Source organism: Bacteroidota bacterium (assembly GCA_025059945.1).
Classification (GTDB): domain Bacteria; phylum Bacteroidota; class Rhodothermia; order JANXDC01; family JANXDC01; genus JANXDC01.
The window spans coordinates 26114-52248 of record JANXDC010000004.1 but is presented as its reverse complement, the minus strand read 5'-3'; the positions used below and the strand labels follow the sequence as shown (position 1 = coordinate 52248).

Below are 26135 nucleotides of genomic sequence, written 5' to 3'. Positions count from 1 at the left end.
ATGCATCGGCTCTGGCTATCCCGTGCCTCAGAGAGGCTGCTTTTCCTGGATGAACTCAACGACGCGCAGCGCCAAGCTGTCGAACATACCGAGGGGCCCGTGCTCATCATCGCGGGGCCGGGGTCGGGTAAAACGCGCGTGATTACATACCGGATCGCTTACCTGCTGGCTACGGGCCGAGCCTATCCGGAACAAATCCTGGCCTTGACTTTCACCAACAAGGCTGCTCGGGAGATGCAAGAGCGCATTGAGGCTTTGATCGGGCCCGAGGCGCGTGCGTTGTGGGTGGGCACCTTTCACGCCCTCTTTGCCCGCCTGCTGCGCCTGGAAATCGAGCACCTGGGCATCTGGACCCGCCAGTTTACGATCTACGACACCGAGGACCAAGAGCGCCTCCTACTGGGTCTGCTCCGGGAGGCGGGTTGGGATCCTAAGCTGCTTTCCCCCCGCGCGCTGCGGCATCGGATCAGCTTCTGGAAAAACCAGCTTATAGACCCAGAGGAGGCCCTTCGGCGAGCGGAAAACATCTTTGAAGAACGCGCAGCCGAATTGTACGCGATTTACCGGGAGCGGCTACAGCGCGCCAACGCGTTGGATTTCGACGATTTGTTGCTGGTGCCGCTATGGCTCTTTGATCGGTTTCCGGGGGTTTTGGCGCGGTATCAGGAACGGTTTCGGTACATCCTGATCGATGAATATCAAGACACCAATCGAGCCCAATACTTCGTCGCGCGCCTACTCGCCTCCGGACACCGCAACCTGTGCGCAGTAGGCGATGACGCGCAGGCAATCTATGCCTTCCGAGGGGCGGATATACGCAACATGCTGAGCTTTCAACGGGACTACCCAGAGGCGGCGATATTTCGGCTAGAACAAAACTACCGTTCCACGAAGGCCATCCTGCGCGCGGCGGACGCCGTGATCCGCTACAACCGGAATCAATTCCCCAAACGGCTCTGGACGGCTAATCCGGATGGGGAACCGGTCATGCTAGTACGTTGCGAATCCGAGCGCGAGGAGGGTCAGAAGATCGCCCAAAGCCTTAGCCTCTTGCGCCGGGAGGGTTATCGATATCGGGATATGGCCGTTTTGTATCGCACCAACGCCCAATCGCGCGCTATCGAAGACGGCCTGCGCACGTTCGCCATTCCGTACCAACTCGTAGGAGGGCTTTCCTTTTACAAGCGGCGGGAGATCAAGGACGTCCTGGCCTACCTTAGATTGCTTATCAACCCGCATGATGAAGAGGCCCTGTTGCGCGCCCTAAGCGTACCGCCGCGGGGCATCGGCGAGCGCACCATAGAGCGCTTGCGTCAGATGGCGGCCGAGCGCCATGAGTCGCTTTGGCAGGCTATCGAGCGAGCGCACGCATCGGGGCTTTCAGGCCGCGCCGTTGGCGTGCTGGATGCGTTTCGAACGCTTCTTGACCGCTATCGCGAGCTCGCCTTCAAAAGACCGCCCGCGGAATGGGTGCGGGATTACATCGCGGCCACGGGGCTTTTGGAGGCGCTGCTAGCCGAGCGCACCCCGGAGGCCGAGGCCCGTTGGGAGAACGTACAGGAACTGCTGAACGCCATTGCGGAGTACCAGAGTCTGCATCCAGAGGCCATGCTGGAAGCGTTCCTGCAGGAGGTTTCGTTGCTTACAGACGCCGACACCTACGAACCGCACGCCGACCGGGTGGTGCTCATGACCGTGCACGCGGCCAAGGGTCTTGAGTTTCCCGTGGTCTGGATTGCGGGACTAGAGGAGGGGCTTTTCCCGATTTTAGCCTCGGATACCGATCTGGAGGAGGAGCGTCGGCTTTTCTACGTGGGCCTTACCAGAGCCAAGGAACGGCTCTTTTTGTCCTACAGCCGGAGTCGATATCGGTTCGGGACGCTGCAGTACATGAAGCGCTCTCGGTTTCTGGAGGAGATCGATCCGGAAGTGTTAGTGGATGAGCAGGGACACCCGTTGGCCAGCACCCTGAGCCGCCCCCCCCTTGTGCCGCGTGCAGGGGATCGGGAGGCCATGTTGCAGGAGGAGCCCCTGGACTGGCGCGCGCTGCGTCCCGGCATGCGCGTAGAACATCCGCAGTTTGGAGAGGGTCGGGTGCTTGAGGTGCAAGGATCCGGTCCACAGGCGCGCGTGGTGGTGGATTTTGAGGCCTATGGACAAAAGAAGCTCGTCGTGCAGTACGCGCGGCTGCGGCGGGCTTGAGGTGAAGGGATATGTCGTTTCTCAACCCCTGGATGCTCTTGGCTTTGGCGGCAACGGCGATCCCACTGCTGATCCACTTATTGCACCTGCGACGCCCCAAGCGCATAGCTTTTAGCTCACTGCGGTTTCTTCGGGCCCTAGAGGCCTCGGCCATCCGTCGGTTTCGTGTGCAGCAATGGTGGCTGCTTCTGGTGCGCACGCTGGCCGTCGCTGCGCTGGTTTTGGCCTTCGCACAGCCGGTTCTCCGGGGGCCGCTAGCTCAGTGGGCTGGGGCTTCCGAGCGCGTCTCGGTGGCCCTTGTGGTGGACAACTCCCTGAGCATGACGCTTGCCGATGAGCGCGGCACCTACTGGCGACAAGCCCAAGAGGCGGCTCGGGCCTTGCTGCAGACCCTTCGGGGCGGAGACTGGATCTACGTGATCCCCACCGCGGGGTCTTGGCCGGAGAAGCCGGAAGCGCTTACCTCCCCCGAAGCGGCCCGCCAAAGGCTTGAAAGGCTTGGCCCTGAGGCTGCATCGCATTCGCTTGCGGAGGCCATCAAGGCTGCGGCCGAAGCTCTGCAGGAAAGCCCTTCGGGTGCGCGCGAGATCGTGATCCTGTCCGATTTTCAGCGCACCGCATTCGGCTCCGACACCCTGCCCCGCTTGCCCGGATCGGGCCTACTGCGAGCCCTAACTATCGGCCCCCGACCGCCGCACAACGTGGGGATCGTTTCAGCGGAACTTCCCAGCGTCCTCCTAGCAGCTGGACAACCGGCGCGGATACGGGCTGTAGTGGCCAACTACAGTCGAGCTCCGGTAGAGGGGGCGCTTCTTTCGGTGCACATCGAAGGACAGCGACTCGGGCAGAGCACCTTCTCGCTTCCCCCCGAGGGCCGCACAGAGGTTGAGGTGCTCTTCACGCCACCCCGAGCCGGATGGCTTTCGGGTGTGCTCGCGCTCGAGGAGGACCCCTTCCCTTATGACAATCAGCTGCTTTTCAGCCTGCATGTTCCGGACCGCTTCCGGGTGCTGCTGGTAAAGGGTCCGGGGGCGGACGCGGGATGGCTAGAGCTCGCCTTGAGCCCGGAGGTGCTGGGATCGGGCCAGATCGTCTGGAGCTCCGCTAGCCCGGATGGGTTAGAGGACATGGACCTGTCCGGCTTTGAGGCGATATGGCTTGTAGGGCTGGAGGCCCTCAGCCCGACCGCGCAGGAACGGCTGGTGCGTTTCGTGGAGCGGGGAGGCGGCATGTGCTTGTTTCCGGCTGAACGATCGGCCGAGCCGTATGGCCGGCTCGTGGCCGCGCTGGGTGGGGGATCCTGGGGACCGATGCGGCGCTTCGAACGCCCCGTGGGCTTAGGGGCGATTGAGCTGGATCATCCGCTCTTAAACGGTCTTTTTTTGCGCACCGCCGAACAAGCAACGCGGCCCGAATCCCCGGAGGTCTTTCGGCTGCTTCCGTACCAGGTGGGCCCCTCAGGGCGCGATCAGGTGATTATGAGCTTAGCCACGGGCGAGGCCTTCTTAAGCGAACTGCGCTCCTCGGGCGGCCCTGTACTGCTTTTCGGGCTAAGCCCCGATCCGGCTTGGTCGGATTGGCCGTTCCGAGGGCTTTTCGCCCCGTTGTTGTATCGGGCTCTGCTCTATACGGCCACACCAGACTGGAACCGCCCCATGGCCTTTTGGGTGGGGCAGAGCGCTTGGATACGGCTACCTGGCCCGCTTGCCGGTCCGGTGCGCTTGATCGGACCTGATGGGATTCCGCAACCGCTAGAGCCGACCTTTTTAGCCCATCAGATCGGGATCTCGTATACGGCCCAAGAGGCGGGCCTATACGAGATACGCAGCGAAGAAACGTTCCTGCGCTATGCGGCGTTTAATCTCTCGCCTCTGGAGGGCGATGTGCGCCGCATACCGCTGGGGGAGTTGGAACGGCGTTTGCGAGCATTCGGCTGGACCGTGCAGCTGCATCCCCTAGAGCAGCCCCCCACGCCGGAACGCGTTCGGGCGTGGCGATACGGGGCGGAAGCATGGGCTTATTTTCTGCTTGTGGCGATCCTGCTGCTGGTTGTGGAAGGGTGGCTAAGTCGCCGACCCCTGATCGCTACAGACGCCGTCCCAGCAAGCCACGCAGCTTGACAAGGTGCAACGCGGAGACCTTTTATTAAGTCGATGCCGGCACAGACGGTGCACACCGTGATCGCCTTCGCCCAGAGCTTCAGCCTCTGGATTCTGGTCGGATTATCGGCACTACTGGCCGTTCTGACCCTTTGGAACCGCCTGCGGATACGGCGCGTCCTGTTGTACTGGTCCGAAGGCCGGTTGATGGGCTATCCGCTGGCCCCCACGGTGTACCTGGGATCTGTGCTGGCCTGGGGGGTCTGGACCCTCTGGGAGGGCCGTTGGGATTATCTGGGAGAGCTCATACCGGCTCTGCTGCTGGGCGGGTTCTGGTTTGTGAGCGCCTACCTGCTCTGTCAACGCCTGGTAACGGACCACGGGCTTGTGCCGCACGTAAATGCCCCGCATCGGGCTATACCCTGGGAGGCAATTGTCGACTACTTCACCACCGAAACCCCTCGGTACGTATGCTACACCTTCCTCTACAGCCAAACCGGCTGGTCTAGCTGTTCTTGCCGACAACGAATCCGATTGCGGGTGCCCCGAACGCTCTTGCCCGCCTTTCGGCGAATTGTGCAGCTCAAAGTGGACCGCCGCTTCCAGTATCCGCTTGAGCGCGTCTATGGCCGCGAAGCGCTTAATAACGAATAAGCCGTCTCCTTTTCTTATTCGCCCTCTCGATCGCCCATGAGGCAGACTTGGCACACAGCCCCCCACCAGGCCGCGGGCTTAGAACCCTCGAGGCCGACTCGGGAGCGCGCCCTCCTGGTGGGCATCGTTACCCCTCAAGTGCCCCGACAGAAGGCACAAGAATACCTAGATGAGCTGGCCCTCTTGGCCGACACGGCCGGAGCTGAGGTCGTAGGGCGCCTCTGGCAGGAACGCCGCACGATAGATCCCGCCTTCTTTATTGGGCGCGGCAAAGTCGCACAGCTTCGGCAGTGGGTCTTGGAGTCCGGGGCCCATCTGGTGATCTTCGATGAGGATCTGTCTCCGGTTCAGAGCCGCAACCTGGAGCGGGAAATAGGCGTGAAGGTAATCGACCGCACGGGGCTTATTCTGGATATTTTCGCTTCGCGCGCCCGTACGGCCGAAGCCAAATTGCAGGTGGAGTTAGCGCAACTGGAGTACTTGTTACCGCGCCTTACCGGACAGTGGACGCACCTGGAGCGGCAAGCCGGCGGCATCGGCACTCGAGGCCCGGGGGAGACGCAGCTAGAGACCGACCGTCGGCTGGTCAAGCGGCGCATCGCCACACTGCGCCGCAAGCTAGCGGAAATCGAACAACAACGGCGCACCCAACGCAAGGGCCGATCCGAAGAGATTCGGATCTCGCTAGTAGGCTACACAAACGCGGGTAAGTCCACCCTCATGAACCTGCTCTCCGGCGCCCGCGTGTTGACGGAGGATCGGCTTTTCGCCACATTGGACACCACGGTGCGTCAGGTGTACTTGGCCCCTAATCGGCGCATCCTGCTCTCCGACACCGTTGGGTTTATCCGTAAACTGCCAGCCCATCTTGTGGCCTCCTTTAAGAGCACGTTGGACGAAGTCCGCGAGGCGGACATGCTGCTTCATGTGGCCGACGCTAGCCACCCGCAACTCGAAGAGCAGATTCGCGTCGTGGAAAAAACGCTCCAAGAGATCGGAGCCGCCGGTAAGCCTGTGGTGCTCGTGCTCAACAAGATCGACCGTATCGAGGATCGCAGCCGGGTGCTGGCCTTGCGCCGCGAGTTTCCAGACGCTGTCCTGCTTTCAGCCCTGCGGGGGATCGGCCTGATGGAGCTCCGCGGCCGGCTTCTAGGGCTGGTGGAATCCGGTTATGAGGAGCGGGAGGTGCGCATACCGGCCTCCGAGGCCCGCACGCTGGCGTACTTGCACAGAACAGCCGAGATATTAGAACAAAACGTAGAGGGACCCGATTGGATTCGGCTGCGGCTGCGCGTAGATCCCAAGCGAGCGGGCGCGCTTGAGCGCGCGCTGCGCTCCTGGAACGGTCGTGAGCCTATTTCTGTTGATTTTCTGCAGGCATAAAGTTTGTGTCCGGACGCTAAAAAGCCATGACGATCCAGGACGTCCTGAACCCCAACACGCCGGTCGCGTACTTAGAAGAACCCGTTCAGAGCGCCCTGGAACGCCTCCGCACGGCTGATCATCGGCAAGTGCCCGTCTTGGATGCCCAAGGACACTGGGTGGGGGCTTTGGAGCTGGAAGCTCTCCGAACGGCTTCACCGGATCAGCCGGTGGCCTCGGTATCCGGACCTCCCCCGGGAGAACCCGTAACGCTGGCGGACCACCCGTTCGAAGCCGCCCGACGTATGCAGAGCCATGGGTGGACACTCTGGCCCGTCGTAGACGCCACAGGACGCTACGTAGGCGCCGTCGAACGGGAAGCGCTCTACAGCCGGTTTGCCCACATGCTCTCCACTCACGAATACGGGGCGGTGTTGACCGTCGAGCTCGCCCCTCGGGACTATATGCTCTCGGAGATCGTGCGTCTGATCGAATCGCACGGGGTTAAGATCTTAAGCATCTCCACTGAACTTGTGCCCTTTAGCAGCCCACCGGTCGCACAAAAAGAGGGGTTCGAAACGGAGACGGAAACCCTCCAAGAGAACCGGCACCGCGTTACGATCAAACTCAATACGCTGAACGCCGAACCGATCGCCCGCACGCTGGAGCGCTTCGGCTACCCCACCACTGTATCAGCTCAAGGGCGACTTTCGGAGGAAGATCTGCAACACCGGCTTCGGGAGCTGCTGCGCTACCTGGAGGTGTAAAACCCCGGTCCCGGATGGGTTGTACCGGCCGCCCGATTCCGCGTACCTTAACAAACCCTGGCTAGCTCATAGCGCTATGAGCGCATATCAAGTCGCAGCCCGCAAGTATCGCCCTCAGCGGTTCCAGGAAGTCGTAGGGCAACCCCATGTGACCGCAATCCTTCGGAAAGCCGTCCAAAGCGGCCGTGTGGCGCACGCCTATCTGTTCAGCGGACCGCGTGGGGTGGGGAAAACAAGCGTGGCCCGCATCCTGGCCAAGGCCGTCAACTGCTCTCATCGGAGCCCGGAGGGGGAACCCTGCAACGCATGCCCTTCCTGCCTGGATGTAGTCTCGGGACGCAGCCTGAACATTATCGAAATCGATGCGGCCTCCAATAACTCCGTAGAAGACGTGCGCCTGTTGCGCGAACAAGTGCGCATCCCCCCCCAATACGGTCCCTACAAGGTTTACATCGTCGATGAAGTGCACATGCTTTCGAATGCGGCCTTTAACGCGCTGCTCAAAACGCTAGAAGAGCCGCCTCCGTATGTGCTGTTCATATTTGCGACAACCGAACCGCAGAAAGTGCTGCCCACGATTCTGTCGCGCTGTCAGCGCTTTGGTTTTCGCCGCATCGGCACGGCCGACATCGTGGACCATCTCAGGGCGGTATGCGCGCAAGAAGGCGTTGAGGCGGACGACAAAGTCCTGCACCTGATCGCACGCCGCAGCGAAGGCTCTCTGCGCGACGCTTTAAGTTTGCTCGATCAATCCATAAGCCTCTGCGGAGCCCAGTTGCAATACGACGAGCTAGTCCAGGCTCTGGGGGTGGTGCATGCGGAATACTTTTTCCGGGCCACCGATCTAGTGCGAAAGCGGGACGTGGCCGAGGCCTTTGGCCTGGTGGATGAGCTGTTTCAGCACGGTGTAGATCCGACGGAGTTCCTGCAGGGGCTAGCTGAACACCTGCGGCATGTGCTCGTAGCCCGCATAATGGGGGGAGATACGAGGCTTATTGAGGCCTCTGAGGCGGACCGGGCCCGTTATGCGGAGCTAGCCCGCGAGCTACGGGAGGCCGATCTATACCGGATGCTCCGCATCGTATCCGATACGGAGCAAACCCTCAAGGGCCATCCGCAGCCCCGGCTTAAACTGGAGTGGGCCCTGGTGCGGCTGGCCTCCCTAGAACGTACGGTGGAACTAGAAGAGCTCATCGCGCGCATAGACAAACTGGAACGGCGCCTAACCGGAACGCCGCGCGGAGCAGCCCCTTCTTCCTCGGATGCCTCTTCCCCCCTCCCTGCGCCGGAACCTCGCTCTACTCCTAAACCATCCGCTACGGCCCCGGATCCGGCGACGCCAGAACCCATTCGCCCTCCCTTCGGCCCTCCCGCCCTAGGTGCCAAGGCCTTTCCCTCCCCCCCTGATCCGCCCCCACCCATGGAGGGTAACGCAGCCCGCAAAATCGAGGCCCCAGCGACGCCGGCGCAGCCGAACGTGGAGGCGCTCCAGCAGGCCTGGAGTGATTTTGTGCGCCACGTGCGTTCGCATTCCGTGCGACTGGCCGCGTTACTGAGCGCCTGTCGCCCTTATCGTATCACAGAGCGACATTTGGAGGTGCTCACCCCAGATCCCTTTCATCAGAAAACGCTCTCCGAACAGCGCTTGTCGCTGCGCCGACATCTGGAGGCCTTTTTCGGATTGGCGTATGGCCTGCACTTTATTCTTCCTGAAAACGCCGAGACCGTTGACGTGCATCCGAGCGTTGTGCCGCCGGACCCCCTAGAGGAGTTTCGTCGACTGCAGGAACAATATCCCGCCCTGAGGCGCTTGCTAGAACGCTTCGGGGCGGAACCCATTTGGTAAAACGGAGGCTTATGCTGAACCTCGCTGACCTGTTCGGCAAACTCCAGGAGCTGCAACAACGCGTTGCCACGCTGGAGGCGGAATTAGAACGCAAAACCACCTCTGTCGAAGTCGGAGGTGGGCTTGTGCAGATCACGGCCTCCGCTTCGGGTCGGATCGTGCGCATCCAGATTGAGCCCAGCGCCCTGAACCTTGAAGAGCGAGAGGTGCTAGAGGACCTGCTCGTTGCCGGCGTAAACAAGGCCCTAGAGGAGGCCCGCCGGCTAGCACAAGAGGAAATGAGCCGGATTACGGCCGGCTTGTTGCCCCCTGGATTTAGGCTTCCTGGCTGGTGATGCAGTACACCGCAGCAGCCGTAGAACGGTTGATTCTGGAGCTAAGCCGTCTGCCCTCGATCGGCCGCAAAACGGCCCAGCGGCTCACCATGTATCTGCTCAGGCGCCCCCGGGAGGAGGTGGCGCGCCTGGCGGAAGCCCTGCTGGCCTTGAAAGACGAGGTCCGCTTCTGTCGAATCTGCCACAACGTAACCGATGAGGATCCGTGCGCGATCTGCACCCATCCCCGCCGCGATCGGCGCACGATCTGCGTCGTGGAAGAACCCAACGACGTGCTGGCGATCGAACGCACAAACGAATACCGGGGCTTGTATCACGTATTAGGAGGGGTGATCTCCCCCCTGCAGGGCGTAGGACCCGATGATCTCAAGATCCGACAACTGGTGGCGCGTATCCAGGAGGCCGCCTCTCAAGGGGAGCCCGTGCAGGAGGTCATTCTAGCCCTTAATCCCAACACCGAAGGCGATGCGACGGCCTATTATCTGGCGCAGCTACTCCGCCCGCTGGGGGTTCGGATCAGCCGAATTGCGCGCGGCCTGCCGATTGGCGGCGATCTGGAGTTCGCCGATGAGGCCACGCTGCTGCGCGCCCTAGAGGGTCGCATAGCCCTTCAGTAGGGCTGCGCCCGCCAAGAAGATGCCGAGCGCGTCTTGACTTGCCCTTCTTGATGCGGTTATCTTTGCCATCCCCAATGGGCCCGTAGCTCAGTTGGCTAGAGCGCGTGAATGGCATTCACGAGGTCAGGGGTTCGACTCCCCTCGGGTCCACAGCTGCTAGAAGTCCCCATCCGCTCTTGAGGCGGATGGGGTTTTTCGTTCCCTAAAGTCGGCTACAGTCTATCGCTCGTCCGCGTTAAGCCTAACGGGCTTCCCTTTTTTTGCACCCGTTGTATCTTGTCAACGTAAATCGGCGACCCTATGCGCCTCGTATCCCGAAGAGAGCTGGTTCTATGGCTAGCCGCCTGCCTGGGAGCGGTGGCGTTTTTTGTGTTTTTGCCCTATCAACATCCCGATCAGGCGGTGCGCTTTTACCTCGACAGAACGTCGGCTGTGCGGCTAGCGGAGCGTTTCGTGCGGGCTCAAGGCTATGACGTGGGGGGATTGACGGCACAGGCCGTATTCCGGCGCACCCCGGAACTGCTGGAGCTGCTCGGTCAGCAACACGGCCGCATGGGCCTTACGCGGCGTTTGCGTGAACACGGTGCGCACCTCCCGGCTTACTATTGGGAGGTCTCCTGGGAGCCTCAGGAGCGCGACACAAACTCGGCCCCGATGTCCCGGGCAGAGGGAGCTCGCGGATCGGCTTCCCTGCGCGTACGCCTGAACCCGGCCGGACTTCCGTGGTACTTAGAGCGGCACGGCCCCCCTCCGATCGAGCAAAGCGCTGACGGAGCGCTTGCGCGTGATTCCGCTTGGGCGCTAGCGCGCCTCCGGCTGGGGACCACATTGTGGGGCAGGCTGGGTTGGAGGCCCGACTCCGTTCGCCTCCTTCCGGCCCTGGGCTATGAGGTCTCGGGTATGGCGCAGCTGCCCCTGCTGGAGCGCCCCGTTCGGGTCGTAGCGCACATCGGATCGGACGGACGGCTATTGGCGTTGCGACCGCGCTGGGAGCCCCTCAAAAGGGCCGCGTTTGGGTCCGAGCTCGGCGACTTCATGCTGCGCTTAGGCACCTACCTACTCGTGGGTGTAGCCCTGCTGGTGGTGTTCCTAAGACGCCTGCACGCTCGTCTTGTTGACGTACCCTTCGCTTTATCTATAGCGGTAGGGGGAGCGGTACTAGCTACGATAGCGCTTGTTTTGCCCGTATCGAATCTGTCCGCACAAGATCCTCCGCAAGGGGATTTTTGGCTAGCCGTAATCCCGGTGGTCTTCACCTTTCTATTGGCTCTTCTGGGCGGGGCGGGGGTCTTTTTTGTATTGGGCGCCACGGCGGAGTCGCTAGCGCGACAGATCAGCCCGGATCGCTTTCGGGCCCTGGCCGCCCTTGCGCGGGGGGATCTACGCTCTCGCGCGCTGGCCCAGGCCTTACGGCGCGGAGGGCTGGGCGCGCTGGCCTTGGCGGGGCTTACGGCGCTTTTGATCGCGCTTATCCCTGAGGCTCCAGCCTCCTTCGACCAGCGGAGCCAAGACTGGACGCCTATGCTCATTCGGCCGTACGCCCTGTTTGTACTGGGGGCTTCGGGGTGGCTAGGAGGATTCCTTGTGCTTATGGGTCTGCTGGGAGGGGTGGCGCTCGTGTATCGGCGCTGGCCTCGGCCCTGGGTGTTCGGGCTGGGGCCTGCCCTGCTGTGGGTGGGCTTAGCGGGGGATCCGATGGGGTTTTCGCTGCACCCCTGGACGGCGCAAGCCCTTCCACAGGCCGCCTCGGGCCTGGTCATGGGCTGGTTGTTTTGGCGCTACGACGCGCTCACGGCTTGGCTCGCCTACTGGGGCGCAAGCGCCTGGTGGGGGCTGCGGGAGTTGGGGTCACCCCTGACGGGCTCGCTTACGGGCGATGGCGTGGCCCTGCTGGCGTTTCCGCTCCTGCTGCTTGCGGCCGGTTACGCGCTCGGCCTGCTTAAACCGAGCTCAGAGGAAGAGGGCCCGTATCTACCCGCCTACCTACAGGAGCTGACCCGCCGGCAGCGCTTGGAGCGGGAGCTTGAGATCGCCCGGCAAGTGCAGCTTTCCTTTCTGCCCCGGCGCACGCCCCAGCGGCCTGGACTGGAGATCGCCGCCCGCTGCGAACCGGCTCTGGAGGTCGGAGGCGACTACTACGACTTCTGCGAGCTCGACGCGCATCGGATTGGGGTGCTCATCGGAGACGTGAGCGGCAAGGGCATCCCCGCGGCCTTTTACATGACCCTGGTTAAAGGTCTTGTGCAACCCCTCAGCGAACAGGGGCTGCCGCCGGCTGAGGTGCTGTGCCGGCTCAACCGACTCTTTCATCGACACGCCCAGCGCGGGCTTTTCCTGTCTATGCTCTACGGTATCCTGGACCTCCGGGATCGAAGCTTTACCTTCGCCCGCGCCGGACACACTCCGCTGCTGCTGTGGCACCGCGGCCAAAAAGCGGTTGAGTCGCTGCGCCCTCCGGGCATGGCGATCGGCTTGGTGGCCGACTCTCGCTTCGAGGCCCATCTCGTTGAGGAGCGTATTCATCTGGAGCCCGGCGACGTGCTCGTGCTCTACACCGACGGCCTAAGCGAGGCCCGCAACGCCCAGCGGGAGCTTTTGGAGGAAAAAGTGCTCCTTACGCTGATCCAAGAACACGCCCACCAACCCGCTGAGGGCATTCTGGAGGAGCTGCTGCGGGCCGTGGAGCGGTTTGAAAACGGCGCCTCGCGAACGGATGATCGCACCTTGGTCGTGATCCGCCTGCATCCGCAAACCCATGAGCCAGGAGCAGATCCATGAGGCGATGGCTGTTTGCGCTTCTCTTGGGAGCCCCGGCCGCCTACGCTCAAGAGCCGGAGGCGCTTTCGCTTCTTGGTCGCCCTCTGTATCGCCCTCAGCTCGCCCCGGAAACCCGGGCCCGCTATGAGGCGCAATGGCAAGAGGCGCACACGCGGCTGCGGGCCGATTCGGGTAACGTCGAAAACTGGATCTGGCTGGGCCGCCGCACGGCCTATCTGGGCCGCTACCGGGAGGCCGTGGCCCTATACACGGAGGCGATAGCCCGCTTTCCGCAAGACCCCCGCCTGTATCGGCACCGAGGGCATCGGTATATCACGCTGCGCCAGTTTGACCGGGCCATCGAAGACCTGGAGCGGGCCGCTAGACTCACCCGCGGAAAGCCCGACGAAGTCGAACCCGACGGCCTGCCCAATCCGCACGGGATCCCCACGAGCACCCTGCAGGGTAACATCTACTACCATCTCGGGCTGGCCTATTACCTTAAAGGCGACTTCGCGCGCGCCCTTGCGGCCTACCGGGCTGCCCTGGAGCGGGCCACCACAGACGATATGCGCGTGGCCACTTTGGACTGGCTCTACATGAGCCTGCGCCGGCTTGGCCGTCATCAGGAGGCCCAAAGACTGCTCGATACCCTGCGCCTGGATCGGATGCGCATCCTGGAGAACCACGCCTACCTGAACCGGCTGCGCTTCTATCGCGGAGAGCTTTCGGCCGAGGCGTTGCTCGGTCCAGACGCCGATGAGCTGACTTATCTTACGCAAGGCTATGGGGTGGGCAACTATTACCTCTACACGGGCCATCCGGAGCGCGCACGCGCGCTCTTTGAGCGCTTGATCCAAAGCGCCAATTGGGCCGCCTTCGGATACATCGCTGCTGAAGCGGAGCTAGCCCGATGGCCCCGGCGATAGGAGGGCCGCTAAGGCGCTGGCTTTGGGGCCTGTTTTTCGCCCTGATAGGCTTTGCCGCCTTTGCAGGCCTTGTGGTCTGGTTTCTGGTCTACCGTCCCCTGCCCGAGTATCGAGGCCAAATCCGGCTCGATGGCCTCAGCAGGCCCGTTTTGATCCAATGGGACTCAAGCCGAGTGCCGCACATCTATGCGGAAACGGAAGAGGACCTGTTCTTCGCCTTGGGCTACGTGCACGCCTATGAACGCCGATGGCAGATGACGTTGCTGCAGCTTGCCACAGAGGGCCGGTTTGCCGAGTTCTTCGGCCCCGAGCTTGTGCCCTTGGATCGTCTGCTGCGCACGATCGGCATCTGGCAGATGGCCCAGGCGCTCTGGCGGGAGCTCACCCCGCAGGAGCGGGCTCGGCTTGAAGCCTATAGCGCCGGGGTGAACGCGGCCAGCCGTCGGCGTCCGCGTCCGGTAGAGCATGCCCTCGTCGGCTTCGATCCGCTTCCTTGGAGCCCCCTGCATTCGCTGGGACTGGTGCGGCTGATGGCTTGGGAGCTCAACTTCGCCTGGCGGATCGAGACCACTTTGGGGGTGCTGGCCGAGCGGCTGGATTCCGCGCGCTTTCGCGCCCTCTGGCCCATACCGTATCCAGAGCAGCAGGTCGCGCCCTCCAGCATAAGCAAAACCCTGCAGGCGCTTCAGCGCGTGCACGAGCTGCTAGCGGATTGGTTTGGCTCCCCTTCAGCGGCCGGGTCGAACGCATGGGTTGTCTCCGGCTTGCGCACGCGCTCCGGCAAACCCCTGCTGGCTAACGATCCGCACCTCATGTTGCAGGTTCCGCCCCGCTGGTACGAGGTCGCGCTACATGGGCCGGGCTGGCGCCTAGTGGGCGCCACACTACCCGGAGGTCCGGCCGTGGTGCTGGGGCACAACGAACGAATCGCCTGGGGTGTGACGAACGCCATGCTCGATGACTGCGACTTTTACCTAGAAGCCGTTGACCCCCGAAGACCGGGCTGGTACGTGCTTAGCGCCGAGCGCACGGATTCTGCAGGACGTCCCGCCGGGGCGATCACATACGCGCGTTTTCAGACCCGTACGGAGCGCATCCGCATCAAGGGCCGACCGGATAGCCTCATTGTGATCCGCTACACGGAGCGGGGGCCCGTCGTAACGGACCTTCTACCGGATTCGGCTCAGATCCGGGACCGGCTGATCGCGATGCGCTGGACAGGTCTGGAGCGCAGTCATGAGCTACGCGCCCTCTGGGGCGTCAACCGAGCCCGCAATTGGGGGGAGTTTCAAGAGGCCCTGCGCGACTTCGGTGTCCCGGCGCAGAACTTCGTGTACGCGGACGTAACGGGCCGTATCGGCTACCTGCTTGCGGGCCGCATCCCGATTCGACAAGGGGGTCGGCCGCAACCCCTGGCCCGAGGATGGGAGACGCGAGGGCGCTGGATCGGGTACGTGCCCTTTGAGGCCCAACCGCAGCTGTTTGATCCGCCATCGGGGTTCATCGCAACGGCCAACAATCCGCCTGCGCCGCCGGACTATCCCTACTACCTATCCGAGCTCTGGGAGCCCTCGGCTCGCATCGAACGCATCCGAGAGCTGCTGGAAAACCGAACAGACCTTACGGTGGCCGACATGATGCGCGCGCAGACGGACCTGCTCAGCCCCTTTGCGCGGCGCCTTGTGCCCTACATCCTGCGCGCCTTCGAAGGTCAAGGATCGCCCTCAGGACCTGTTCGAGAGGCTCTGGCGTATCTGCGCGCCTGGGATTACGGATACGGCCCGGAAAGCATAGCGGCCTCGATTTTTGAGTCCTGGTTTCTGGCCTTCTGCCGCCTGCTGTTTGCCGAGGCTATGGGGCCATCTTACGCGCACTGGCTCTTTATCGCCCTGGCCCCTGTGCGTACGGTGGAGGCGCTTATAGCGCAACCCGAAAGTCCCTGGTACGACGATCCCCGCACCGCCGAAATCGAGGGGCGCGAGCTGCGAATTCGGCAGGCCCTCGAAGAGGCCGTCCGGGACCTATCGGCCCGCCTGGGGCCAGAGAGCCATAATTGGCGCTGGGAGCATTTGCACACCCTGACCCTTGAGCCCCCGCTGCTGGGCGAGGCGGCCCGCCGCCCGAACGCGCATGGGCTGCTGCGCCTGCTCGTACGCGGCCTTTTCTGTCTGGGCCCCTACGGGGCTGCGGGAAGCTATACGACCATCCCCCAGGCCCAATATTGGCTCACCGAGCCGTATGCGATGCGCGTAGGGGCCTCGATCCGGCGCATCGTAGACCTGGCCGATCCCACAAGCAGCTACTCCAGCCTTCCGGGGGGGCAATCCGGACATCCCGTAAGCCGCCACTACGGCGATCAGCTGGCCGATTGGCTTGCGGGGCGCTACAAGCGCTTGCTTTGGGATAGCACGGGCGCCCGCATTCGGGGCCCTTCACTGCGCCTGGAGCCGTTGCGATGAAGATGTGGCGAGCCGGTCTAGACGCGGGGGCCACGAAGACGGAACTGCTCGTACTGGACCCGGAGGACCGTCTCGTTTTTGCGGCTGAGGCCCCGGGATCGTCCCTGAGCTTGCTGTCGGCGCAAGAGGTACTGGCCCGCTGGGAGGACCTACTGGAGCGCGCCCAAGCTGCCCTCGGGCGGATTCCGGATCGCCTGGCCGTCGGCGCCGCGGGGGCAAGCGATCCGACTCTGCAACGAACGCTGCGCTATGCGCTGGAGGCGCGTTTTCCGGGGCTAGATGTGCGCATCGGCCACGATGGGCTCATCGCCCATCTGGGAGCCCTGGGAGGTCAGCCGGGGTTGCTTGTGCTCTGCGGCACGGGGTCTCTTGTGCTCGGGCGCTCCGGACAAAACGCCTGGATACGCGCCGGCGGATGGGGATATCTGCTCGGCGATGAGGCCGGCGCCTATCGGATCGGGCTTGAGGCGCTGCGCCGGTTGGCGCGGGCCTTGGACGACCCCAAACGGCATACGGAGCTGACGCGCGCGCTCATGCAGCACTGGGGCGTTCGCGATAGAGCGGACCTGATCCGAATCCTGTACCGATCCGGGCGCTCCCCGGCGGAACTGGCTCCCTGGATCGCGGACCGTCTGCTTGCCGGAGATGTTCAAGCTCGACGTCTGGTCGAAGCGCAGCTGCGCGCTTTGGCGCAACAGGCGCGCCTGGTGGCCCAAGCCCTGGACAGGAGCGCGCGCCAGATTAGCTACAGCGGAGGCCTCACCCATCTGCCGGCCTTCCGAGAGGCGTTGGTGCGGACGCTTGCGCAAGCCCTCCCCGGGTGGCCTATCTTTCCACCTCGAAACCGCCCCGCCCTAGGGGCAGCCTTGTACGCAGACGAGGTGCCCAAGCCGTGAGCCCTAGGTCCTTTGTCCTGCTAGCCTGTGTGCTGTTATCTGCTCCGGAAGCCTCAGGCCAGCGCGGCTGGGCTGAGCGCGTATTGGACACGCTGTCGCTGCGCGATAAGGTGGCGCAGCTTATCATCCCCGCGGCTACGGCCACCTACCGAAGCGAAGACGATCCGGGCTACCGACGCCTGGTGCGCCTGGTACGCGATGAGCGCGTGGGCGGGATCATCTTCTTTCGGGGCAATCTCTACGATCAGGCGCTGCTTACAAACCGGCTGCAGGCTCTAGCCCCCTTGCCGCTGTGGATCGCGCAAGATATGGAATGGGGCTTGGCTATGCGCCTGGAGGGGGGCACGGAGTTCCCCAAGGCGATGGCCCTGGGGGCCACGCGCAATCCGGAGCTGGCTTATCGGATGGGGTATGCCATCGCGCGTGAGGCCCGGGCTATTGGCGTGCACCAAAACTTCGCCCCCGTGGTGGACGTCAACAACAACCCGCGCAATCCGATCATCAACGTGCGCTCCTTCGGCGAAGACCCGCGCCTGGTGGCCGATCTGGCGCGCGCCATGATTCGCGGCATGCAGGAGGGCGGGCTAGTGGCCACGGCTAAGCACTTCCCCGGACACGGGGATACGGATGTGGATTCGCACTTGGATTTGCCCATCATCCGGCACTCCCTGACGCGTCTGGATAGCGTGGAGCTGGCCCCGTTTCGGGCGGCTATCGAAAGCGGCGTGCTGGCGATCATGACCGCCCACATCGCCTTTCCGGCCCTGGAGCCGGATGCGCGGGTGCCCGCTACGCTGTCGGCTGCCGTCTTGGACTCGCTGCTCCGCAAGGGGCTCGGCTTTCAGGGCCTGCTTGTAAGCGATGCCATGGACATGCGGGGCGTGACCAAGCACTTCGGTCTGAAGCGCGCCAGCATCCTGGCTCTTAAGGCCGGCGTCGATCTGCTGCTCATGCCCCCCGATGAGGCCGGGGTGATCGACGCCATTGTCGAGGCCGTGCAGCGCGGGGAGCTCTCAGAGGAGCGCATCGACCGATCCGTGCTGCGCCTGCTGCGCTTAAAGGAGCTCATGGGTCTGCACACGAACCGATTCGTAGACATCGAGCAGATCTCCCAGCGGGTAGGCGTGCAGGAGCATCAAGAGCTGGCGCGCGAAATCGCCCGGCAAGCGTTGACGTTGGTCAAAGACGACCGGGCCGTTTTGCCCCTGACGCGTCTGAACGGAGAGCGCATTCTGCTCATTTCCCTTTCCGATAGCGACGACCCCGCCGTGGGCCGCAGCTTTTTTGCCCACCTGCGCGCCCGTTACCCCGAAGTAGAACATGTGCGCCTGGACACCCGCAGCACAAAGCGGGATTACCGGGACGCCCTCAGCCGAGCTAAAAAGGCCGACTACCTTGTTGTGGCCTCCTACGTCTACATCCGCTCCTATAGCAACCGGCTGGGACTGCCCAAGGAGCACGTAGAGCTGCTTCGGCGCCTGGCCCGACGCTACCGGCAGCCCACGATCCTTATAGCCTTCGGCAACCCGTACATCCTGCGAGAGGTGCCCGAGGTGGATGCCTGTGTCATTACGTTCTCCTGGGGGGAGACGACTTACGCCGTCACGGCCGACGCGCTGCTGGGCATGGCCCCGATTCGGGGCAAACTGCCCATTACCATATCCCCGGACTTTCCCTATGGCCTCGGCATAGAGTGGCCTCAGATAACCCTGCGCTATGGCACCCCCGAGGAGGCGGGCTTCGACGCCGAACGCCTGGAGCGCTTAGACGGGATCATACGGCGGGCCATCCGGGAGCGCGTCTTCCCGGGCGCGGCTTTGGCTGTAGTACGCCGCGGGGTGTTGGCTTATCTAAAGGGCTTTGGCGCGCTCACCTACGAATCGGAGACCCCGGTCACGCCGCAGACGCTGTTCGATCTGGCTTCGCTGACCAAAGTCGTGGGCACCACCTCAGCCGTAATGAAGCTTTACGAGGAGGGTCGCCTGCGTCTGGATGATCCCGTATCCCGGTATCTGCCCGAGTTTCGCGGTCCGAGCAAGGAGCGGATCACGATCCGTCAGCTTCTTCTGCACACCGGCGGGCTGCGGGCTTACAAGCCGTTCTATCAGGACTCCGCTTTTCGCAAGCTATCCCCATCGGAGCAAGCGGACTTCGTCTGGCGCTTCATCCTGGAAGACACACTCCAATACGAGCCCGGAACGCGCACGCTTTACAGCGACTTCGGCTTTATTGTGCTGGGCAAACTCGTGGAGCGCATCACGGCCAAGAGCCTGGATCGGTACCTGGAGGAGACCTTCTGGCGGCCCCTGGGCATGCGGCGCACGGTCTTTCGTCCGCTAGAGCACGGGTTTTCTCCGGAGGAGATCGCCCCTACGGAACAAGACCGGTACTGGCGCAACCGGCTCATACACGGCACCGTGCACGATGAGACGGCAGCCGCCTTAGGCGGCGTGGCTGGGCATGCCGGGCTATTTAGCACGGCGCGCGACCTGGCCGTCTTCGCCCAGATGCTCCTCAACGGCGGCTGGTACGGAGGGCAGGCGCTGCTGCGGCCCGAGACGATCCAGCTTTTTCGAAGCCGGGCCTCCGAAGGCAGCACACGGGCGCTGGGATGGGATACGCGCAACACGCAGGGATACTCCGCGGCGGGCAAGCGTATGTCGGTCCGGGCTTTCGGGCATACGGGCTTTACGGGCACCTCGATGTGGATCGATCCGGATCACGAGCTAGCTGTGATCCTGCTCACAAACCGCGTGCATCCGACACGGGAGAACCCGCGCATCGCCGAAGTGCGCGCGGCCGTAGCGGATACCGTCCTGGAAGCGCTGCGGGAGCGCTGATGCGCGCGCTGCTTCAACGCGTACGCTGCGCCCGGGTGCGGGTCGAGGGCCGCGAGGTCGCGCATATCGGGACCGGACTGTTGATTTTCCTTGCCGTGCACGCACAAGACGGACCTGAAGAGGCCGACTGGCTGGCCCGCAAGTGCGCCGGGCTGCGCATCTTTCCCGATGCGCAGGGCCGCATGAACCGGTCCCTGCGCGACGTGGGCGGCGAGGCGCTCGTCGTGTCCCAGTTTACGCTCTACGGAGAGCTCCGCAAGGGTTTTCGGCCTAGCTTCACAGAGGCGGCCCCTCCCGAACGGGCCATCCCGCTCTATGAGCGCTTCATAGCCCAGCTGGAGGCGATCCTGCAACGGCGCGTGCCGACGGGCGTCTTCGGGGCCATGATGGAGGTCGAACTGCTAAACGACGGACCGGTTACGATCTGGCTGGAGAAGGCTCCGCGCTTCCCCTCTGCCCCGTAAAGCACGTATACGTGCTTTTTGTGGACGGTTTGGGCCTGGGCGAGCCTGGCCCCCGTAATCCGCTTGATGCCGACTACCCGGCTTTGAGATGGCTCGCCGGGGGACAGCGCTGGACGAGCGCGGCCACCTCTGTGCGCGCGGATCGGGTCGTGTTCACGGCCTTGGATGCGACGCTCGGCCTACCGGGGCTACCGCAGAGCGGCACCGGCCAAGTGGCGTTGCTAACGGGCTACAACGCCGCCCGGCTGATGGGCCGGCACTTCGGGCCCTGGGCCCCACGGGCCCTGTGGCCCCTGCTAGACCGGGAAAACCTCTTCAGCCGGGTGCGCGCTCTTGGACTGCGCGCCCAATTGGCCAACGCCTATCCTCCTGTCTTTTTTGAAGCCCTCCGTCGCAGCGGGCGCTGGAGTGTGATGAGCCGGGCCGCCTGGGCCGCAGGGCTGCGCCTGCAAGGGGTGGCCGATGTCCTGGGATGTCGGGCCCTTACGGCCGACATGACCGGAGCGGCCTGGCGCGAACGCCTGAAGCTGCCCGTGCCCGAGCTCCGGCCCGAAGAGGCCGGCCGCCGGTGGCACGCTCTGGGCCGCGGCGCGCACGTTTGCCTATTCGAGTACCCGCTTCCGGACCAGGCCGGACATGAACAGGACCCGGCTCGCGCCCGCCTGGCACTGGAGCGCCTAGATCGATTTCTGATGGGCTACCTGAGCGCCTGCGACCCCGAAAGCGATCTGCTGCTGCTCTGCAGCGACCACGGCAACGTAGAGGACCTAAGCTGGCGCGGCCATACGCGCAACCTTGTGCCGCTAGTCGCCTTCGGAGCCGCGGCAGGGCGCTGGGACTCTATAGGCTCCATCGCGGAGGTCGTGCCCGTTTTGTGCGCCGTGCTACGGGAGGGGCTTGGCTTTGGCCAGCTACGCCATCGTCACCACGCGCACATCCCAGACCCCCTCTAAGCCTCGCAACCGCTCTTGGACGGCTTCGGATATGGGCTGATCGGTCACGATCACGGTCAGGGCCGCCGATCCGGGGGCAAGCCGGCCCAAGGAGAGGGCCGCGATGTTAATGCCCGCCTCGGCCAGCATCGCCCCCACCCGGGCCAACATCCCCGGTCGATCCAGGTTATGGTAGAAGAGCAGATGCCCCTCGGGGCGCAGCTCAAGGGGGTATTCGTCGACGCGCACGATGCGCACGTCCTTGCCGAAGACGGTTCCGGCCAGCAGGCGCCTTTCCTGCGTGCTCTCGTAGAGGAGTTCGAGCAAGTTCGTGTAGTTGTCGACCGCCGAATCAAGCTCCTGACGAACCCCCAGCCCCATCTGTTCGGCCAGCACGGGAGCGTTGATGTAGTTTACGGGCTCCGACAGCCATTCGCTTAAAAGCCCCTTCAGCAGGGCCACGGTCAGCACCTCCGGGAAGCGCCGGATCCGCTCTCCGACGTAGCGCACGTGCACCCGACGCAGCTGTCCGCGCAGAAAGCCCGCTAGCAGCCTGCCCATCTGCTCCGCCAGCCGCAGGTAGGGTTGCACCTCTTCGTTCATGGCCAGTTGAATGGCCATCCCGTTTACGGCGTTGCGCACCGCGCGCCCCAACAGGGCGTCGGCTACGGCCTCGGCGATCTGTCGCGCCACCTTGTGCTGCGCCTCCTCGGTAGAGGCCCCTATATGAGGGGTGGTGATCACGCGGGGATGACGGATGAGCGCGCCCAATGCCTCCCCCGGGGGCTCTTGGCTGAAGACGTCCAACGCGGCCCCCGCCACATGACCCGACTCCAGGGCCTCCAGCAGGTCCTCCTCTCGCACAATACCCCCTCGGGCGCAGTTGATGATCCGCACCCCGGGCTTGGTCTGCGCCAGACGGGCGCGGTTAAGCAGGTTGCGGGTCTGTTCCGTAAGAGGCGTGTGCAGGGTCAAAAAGTCCGCCTGCGCCAATACGGTCTCCAAATCTGCAAGCTCCACTCCTATGGAGGCCGCCACCTCTGGGGCGAGCATCGGATCGTAGCCAAGCAGGCGCATGCCGAAAGCGCGCATGCGGCTTGCCACCTCTCGGCCGATTTTGCCCAGTCCGATGATGCCCAGCGTTTTGCCGTAAAGCTCTACGCCCAAAAAGGCCCTGCGGTCCCACCGGCCGGCCTTCATCGAGGCGTCCGCCTGGGGGATGTGGCGGGCCAAAGCCAGAATGAGCGCGCAGGTGTGCTCCGCGGCCGAGATCGTGTTCGCATCCGGTGCGTTCAGGACCAGAATCCCCTGTCGCGTGGCGGCCTCCAGGTCGATGTTGTCGACCCCGACGCCGGCACGGCCGATCACCTTAAGCCGCGGCGCAGCGCGCATGAGCTCCGCCGTAACCTGAACGGCGGAGCGCACGATCAGCGCGTCGGCTTCCACCAGGAGCTCTCGCCAAGCCTCCGGGCCGGCTTCGGCAAGCTCCCGGACCTCAAACCCTCGATCCCGCAACACCTGAGCGCAGACCGGATCGACGTGATCGGCAAGCAATACGCGCATGATCTAAGCTTCCTGCTCGGTCTCTAACAGAGCCCGCTGTAGCGCTACAACCCCCGATCCGGGCTCGAAGGGGTAGTCCAGCTCCTGCAGGGCTTCCTCTATGGCGGCCATAGCGGCCAGCATGTCGAAGGCGTCGTAATAGCCTAGATGCGAGACCCGAAATACGCGCCCCCTCCAGGGCCCCTGCCCCTCGGCGACCGTAAGGCCGCGGCGCTTGAGGGCTTGATTCAAGGCCTCCCAGGAAACGCCGTCCGGCAGCCAAAGGGCCGTGAGGGCATTTGAGGGCTGAGCCGAAGCAAGCCGCAAGCCGATGGCCTGTGCGCCGGCTCGAAACGCTCGCGCCAGCCGGGCATGCCGACTCCAGACGTTTTCTAGCCCTTCCTCGGCGATGCGCCGCAGCGCCTCACAGGCCGCCACGATCAGGCTCACGGCCGGCGTCCAGGGGGTGTCCCCTTGCTCGTAGGCCTGGCGTGCGGCGAGCAGATCAAAATAGTAGCGGGGCAGGTCGCTTTCGCGGGCCCGTTCCCAGGCTCGCGCGCTTAAAGCGATGTACGCCAGCCCAGGCGGCACCATAACGCCCTTCTGAGAGCCCGTGATGACTACGTCCAGATCCCACAGATCCATGCGCAGCTCATGGGCGCCCACGGCCGTGATGCCGTCGACTATGACGAGCGCCTCCGGGACCGTGCGGCGCACGGACTCCGCCAGCGCGCGCACGTCCATCCAGGTGCCCGTGGAGGTCTCGCTGTGCGTAAGGAAGACGGCCCGCACGTCGGGATGCCGCCGTAGGGCCTCCTCGAGCTGCTCCGGCGCGGGCGCCTGCCCCCAGGGTATCGCCAAGGGCACAGCTCTTAACCCGTAGGCCCTTAGGATCTCGCCCCATCGTTCCCCGAACTTGCCCGCCGCCACATACAGGGCCTTGGCCCCCTGGCGCATGGCGTGCACCACGGCCGCCTCCATGGCCCCTGTTCCGGAGCAGGTCAGACTCAGCACGGGCTGTTCGGTTTGAAACAGGTAGCCAAGCAGGCGGTTGTGTTCCGCGAACAACGCGCGAAACTCCGCATGCCGATGATGCAGCACCGGCCGCGCCAGGGCTAGCAGCACCGACTCGGGCACCGGCGTGGGGCCCGGCGTAAAAAGACGCATTTTATACATAGGCTATGCCCCCTGATTAAGCATCGCCTCTATGTGTCGCCACAACTCCCGCAGGCCCAACCCGCGAAGGGCAGAGGTGACGAATATCGGCACCCGATCCGAGCCCAGCAGCGCGCGCCAGGTGGCCTCTTGGCGGCGAAGCGCCTCTCGGGAGAGCTTATCCGTCTTCGTAAGCACCAGCGCGTAAGCGAAGCGCTGCTGGGGCGCCCACGCCGCGATGGCCTGATCGATGCGTTGAGGCGACAAGCGGCTATCGACTAGATGCAGTAGTCCTCGCAGACCGGTGCGTTCCAGGACGTAACGTTCCAGGAGAGCATTCCATTGGGCGCGCTCTTGCTGCGATACACGCGCGTAACCTAAGCCGGGCAAATCCACGAAGTAAAAGGCCCGGTTGATGAGGTAGAAGTTAAGCGTGCGCGTCTTGCCCGGCTGCGAAGACGTGCGCGCCAGACCCGGGCGCCCCAGCAGAGCGTTGATCAGTGAGGATTTGCCCACGTTGGAGCGACCTAGAAACGCCACCTCAGGCAGCCCTTCCCGGGGGAGATCCTCCCACCGGAGGGCGCTGCGGGCCAATTCGGCCGATTGAATGCGCATAAGAGGGCGCATAGGGGAAACGAAAAGGGTCCGCCGAGGCGGACCCTCCTCCCAGCTATCCTGGGCTGAGGTTACGCCTCCGGCTGGACCGGCTCAGAGGGGCTAGAGGAGCCCGTCGGACTGGCGGCCTCAGGGGGCTTGCCTGCCCCACCGCTTCGGGACTTACCGCCTCCGCGGCGCGTACGCTTGCGGCGTGTTCCCGGCTGAGTGGGCTTGACGTCGTTAAAGTCCACCAGCTCGATTACGGCCATCTCCGCCCCGTCGCCCTGGCGTCGGCCCAGACGAACGACACGCGTATAGCCCCCTGGCCGCTCCTTGGCTTTCGGAGCCACCGAGCCAAAGAGCTCCTGAATCGCCCTTTTGTCTTGTAGAAAAGCGAAGGCGATGCGCCGGTTGTGCGTGCTGTCAAGTTTGGCGCGCGTGATGATGGGCTCGATCACCCGCCGCAGCTCCTTGGCCTTGGCCAGGGTGGTGATAATGCGCTTATGCTGGATGAGCGCACGCGAAAGCGCCGCCAAGGTGGCGCGCCGATGCTCGGCTGTGCGCCCCAGTTTCCGTCCTTTTACCCCGTGTCGCATAGCCAGATGCCCCTCTTATTTCGACTCCGGCTCTAGATACCGCCGCACATCCATGCCGAAACTCAGGCCGCGTTCCCGTAGGGCTTCTACGATTTCGGCCAGGGATTTTTTGCCGAAGTTGCGAAAGCTTAGCATGCGTTTTTCGTCGTACTGCACCAGGTCCGCTATGGTGCGGATATTGGCTGCTTTGAGGCAATTTTGCGCCCGCACGGAGAGCTCCAGCTCATCGACGCTCATCCGAAGCAGATTGCGAATGCGCTGGACCTCGGCTTCGTCCTCCTGCCCCCCAGAGGCCGAAGCGGCGGCCGAACTAGAACCAGGGCCCTCGGCCGCCTTGTTGAGCACGGGCGCTTTGTCAAAATGGATGAACATCTCCAGATGCTCGCGCAGAATCTGCGCGGCGTAGCTCAGGGCCATATCGGGCCGGATGGAGCCGTCGGTGGTCACCTCCAAGATAAGCTTTTCGTAGTCCGTGCGCTGCCCCACGCGGGTATTCTCCACCACGTAGCGAACATTTTTGATGGGGGTGAAGATAGCGTCCATGGCGATGAGCCCGATGGGGTGATCCGGCAATTTGTTGTCCTCGGCCGGTACGTATCCTTTGCCCTCCCCCACGAGGAGCTCCAGCTCCAGCTCTCCATCCCGGTCCAGGGTCGCGATCGGCTGCTCGGGGTTGAGGATTTCGTACTCCCGAGTTGCGAAGGCGATATCCCCGGCTCGGAAATGCTTGGGGCCCTTAACTTTTAGCTGAATGCGACCCGAGGGTTGGTCCACGAGCTTGCGCAGCCGCACCGCCTTAAGGTTGAGCACGATATCGGCCACATCTTCGATGACCCCCGGAACGGTGGCGAACTCATGTAAGACGCCTGCGATGCGAACCCCTATGAAGGCCACGCCCGGCAAAGAGGACAGGAGCACGCGCCGCAACGCGTTGCCGATCGTTACCCCGTAACCGCGCTCCAACGGTTGCATGATGAAGCGCCCGAACGTGGGGCTCGACTCCTCCAAGCGCACACTATTCGGCATCTGGATATGGTAGCTCATAGATTCCCTGCCTTGCGCTAAGGTTCTCCCCGTCGTCACACA

The 26135-nt window shown here is 63.7% G+C and carries 20 protein-coding genes and 1 tRNA gene; 16 read left to right on the top strand and 5 right to left on the bottom strand.

Annotated features, from left to right (window positions below):
• The 16 genes from NZ993_02100 to NZ993_02025 all read left to right on the top strand — a co-directional run bounded on the left by NZ993_02100 (position 1) and on the right by NZ993_02025 (position 21180).
• Positions 1-2202 carry a UvrD-helicase domain-containing protein gene (locus NZ993_02100; GenBank protein ID MCS7154590.1) on the top strand — a complete coding sequence of 734 codons (2202 nt, stop codon included), beginning with the start codon at positions 1-3 and terminating at the stop codon, positions 2200-2202.
• 11 nt (positions 2203-2213) lie between these two features.
• Complete coding sequence (locus NZ993_02095) at positions 2214-4322, top strand: BatA domain-containing protein (protein ID MCS7154589.1); 2109 nt, start codon at positions 2214-2216, stop codon at positions 4320-4322.
• Between the two features lie 33 nt (positions 4323-4355).
• A complete protein-coding gene (locus NZ993_02090) occupies positions 4356-4955 on the top strand; it encodes a hypothetical protein (GenBank protein MCS7154588.1) in 600 nt (199 codons plus the stop codon).
• A gap of 36 nt (positions 4956-4991) precedes the next feature.
• A complete protein-coding gene (gene hflX, locus NZ993_02085; GenBank protein ID MCS7154587.1) occupies positions 4992-6338 on the top strand; it encodes a GTPase HflX in 1347 nt (448 codons plus the stop codon).
• Between the two features lie 26 nt (positions 6339-6364).
• A complete protein-coding gene (locus NZ993_02080; protein ID MCS7154586.1) occupies positions 6365-7084 on the top strand; it encodes a hypothetical protein in 720 nt (239 codons plus the stop codon).
• Positions 7085-7160: 76 nt separating this feature from the next.
• A complete protein-coding gene (gene dnaX / locus NZ993_02075; GenBank protein MCS7154585.1) occupies positions 7161-8930 on the top strand; it encodes a DNA polymerase III subunit gamma/tau in 1770 nt (589 codons plus the stop codon).
• An 11-nt stretch (positions 8931-8941) separates the two neighbouring features.
• Entirely contained in the window at positions 8942-9265 is a 324-nt protein-coding gene (locus tag NZ993_02070) for a YbaB/EbfC family nucleoid-associated protein (GenBank protein MCS7154584.1), read from the top strand.
• Complete coding sequence (gene recR / locus NZ993_02065) at positions 9265-9882, top strand: recombination mediator RecR (protein ID MCS7154583.1); 618 nt, start codon at positions 9265-9267, stop codon at positions 9880-9882. Before NZ993_02070 ends, recR begins: the two co-directional genes overlap by 1 nt.
• A gap of 76 nt (positions 9883-9958) precedes the next feature.
• Positions 9959-10032, top strand: a tRNA-Ala gene (locus tag NZ993_02060).
• Positions 10033-10182: 150 nt separating this feature from the next.
• A complete protein-coding gene (locus NZ993_02055) occupies positions 10183-12660 on the top strand; it encodes a PP2C family protein-serine/threonine phosphatase (protein MCS7154582.1) in 2478 nt (825 codons plus the stop codon).
• Positions 12657-13568, top strand: a complete 912-nt coding sequence (locus NZ993_02050; protein MCS7154581.1) for a tetratricopeptide repeat protein — start codon at positions 12657-12659, stop codon at positions 13566-13568. Before NZ993_02055 ends, NZ993_02050 begins: the two co-directional genes overlap by 4 nt.
• Positions 13553-16027 carry a penicillin acylase family protein gene (locus NZ993_02045; GenBank protein MCS7154580.1) on the top strand — a complete coding sequence of 825 codons (2475 nt, stop codon included), beginning with the start codon at positions 13553-13555 and terminating at the stop codon, positions 16025-16027. Before NZ993_02050 ends, NZ993_02045 begins: the two co-directional genes overlap by 16 nt.
• Complete coding sequence (locus tag NZ993_02040) at positions 16024-16923, top strand: hypothetical protein (GenBank protein ID MCS7154579.1); 900 nt, start codon at positions 16024-16026, stop codon at positions 16921-16923. The genes NZ993_02045 and NZ993_02040 overlap by 4 nt, the downstream gene beginning before the upstream one ends.
• Positions 16920-19763, top strand: a complete 2844-nt coding sequence (locus NZ993_02035) for a serine hydrolase (protein MCS7154578.1) — start codon at positions 16920-16922, stop codon at positions 19761-19763. Before NZ993_02040 ends, NZ993_02035 begins: the two co-directional genes overlap by 4 nt.
• On the top strand, positions 19763-20227 hold the full coding sequence (gene dtd / locus NZ993_02030) for a D-aminoacyl-tRNA deacylase (protein MCS7154577.1): 465 nt from the start codon (positions 19763-19765) through the stop codon (positions 20225-20227). The genes NZ993_02035 and dtd overlap by 1 nt, the downstream gene beginning before the upstream one ends.
• An 11-nt stretch (positions 20228-20238) precedes the next feature.
• A complete protein-coding gene (locus tag NZ993_02025) occupies positions 20239-21180 on the top strand; it encodes a peptidase (GenBank protein ID MCS7154576.1) in 942 nt (313 codons plus the stop codon).
• On the opposite strand, the gene serA is transcribed toward NZ993_02025, so the two are convergent.
• From serA to NZ993_02000, 5 genes are all read right to left on the bottom strand, one after another.
• Entirely contained in the window at positions 21139-22722 is a 1584-nt protein-coding gene (gene serA / locus NZ993_02020) for a phosphoglycerate dehydrogenase (GenBank protein MCS7154575.1), read from the bottom strand. The two genes, NZ993_02025 and serA, sit on opposite strands and share 42 nt — an antisense overlap.
• 3 nt (positions 22723-22725) lie before the next feature.
• Positions 22726-23877 carry an alanine--glyoxylate aminotransferase family protein gene (locus tag NZ993_02015; protein ID MCS7154574.1) on the bottom strand — a complete coding sequence of 384 codons (1152 nt, stop codon included), beginning with the start codon at positions 23875-23877 and terminating at the stop codon, positions 22726-22728.
• 3 nt (positions 23878-23880) lie between these two features.
• On the bottom strand, positions 23881-24471 hold the full coding sequence (yihA, locus tag NZ993_02010) for a ribosome biogenesis GTP-binding protein YihA/YsxC (GenBank protein ID MCS7154573.1): 591 nt from the start codon (positions 24469-24471) through the stop codon (positions 23881-23883).
• 71 nt (positions 24472-24542) lie between these two features.
• Positions 24543-25049: a 50S ribosomal protein L17 gene (rplQ, locus tag NZ993_02005; GenBank protein ID MCS7154572.1), complete on the bottom strand. Its 507-nt coding sequence runs from the start codon at positions 25047-25049 to the stop codon at positions 24543-24545.
• A 15-nt stretch (positions 25050-25064) separates the two neighbouring features.
• The gene (locus NZ993_02000) at positions 25065-26093 is read right to left on the bottom strand and encodes a DNA-directed RNA polymerase subunit alpha (GenBank protein ID MCS7154571.1); all 1029 of its coding nucleotides are present in this window, start codon (positions 26091-26093) and stop codon (positions 25065-25067) included.
• Between the last annotated feature and the right edge of the window lie 42 nt (positions 26094-26135).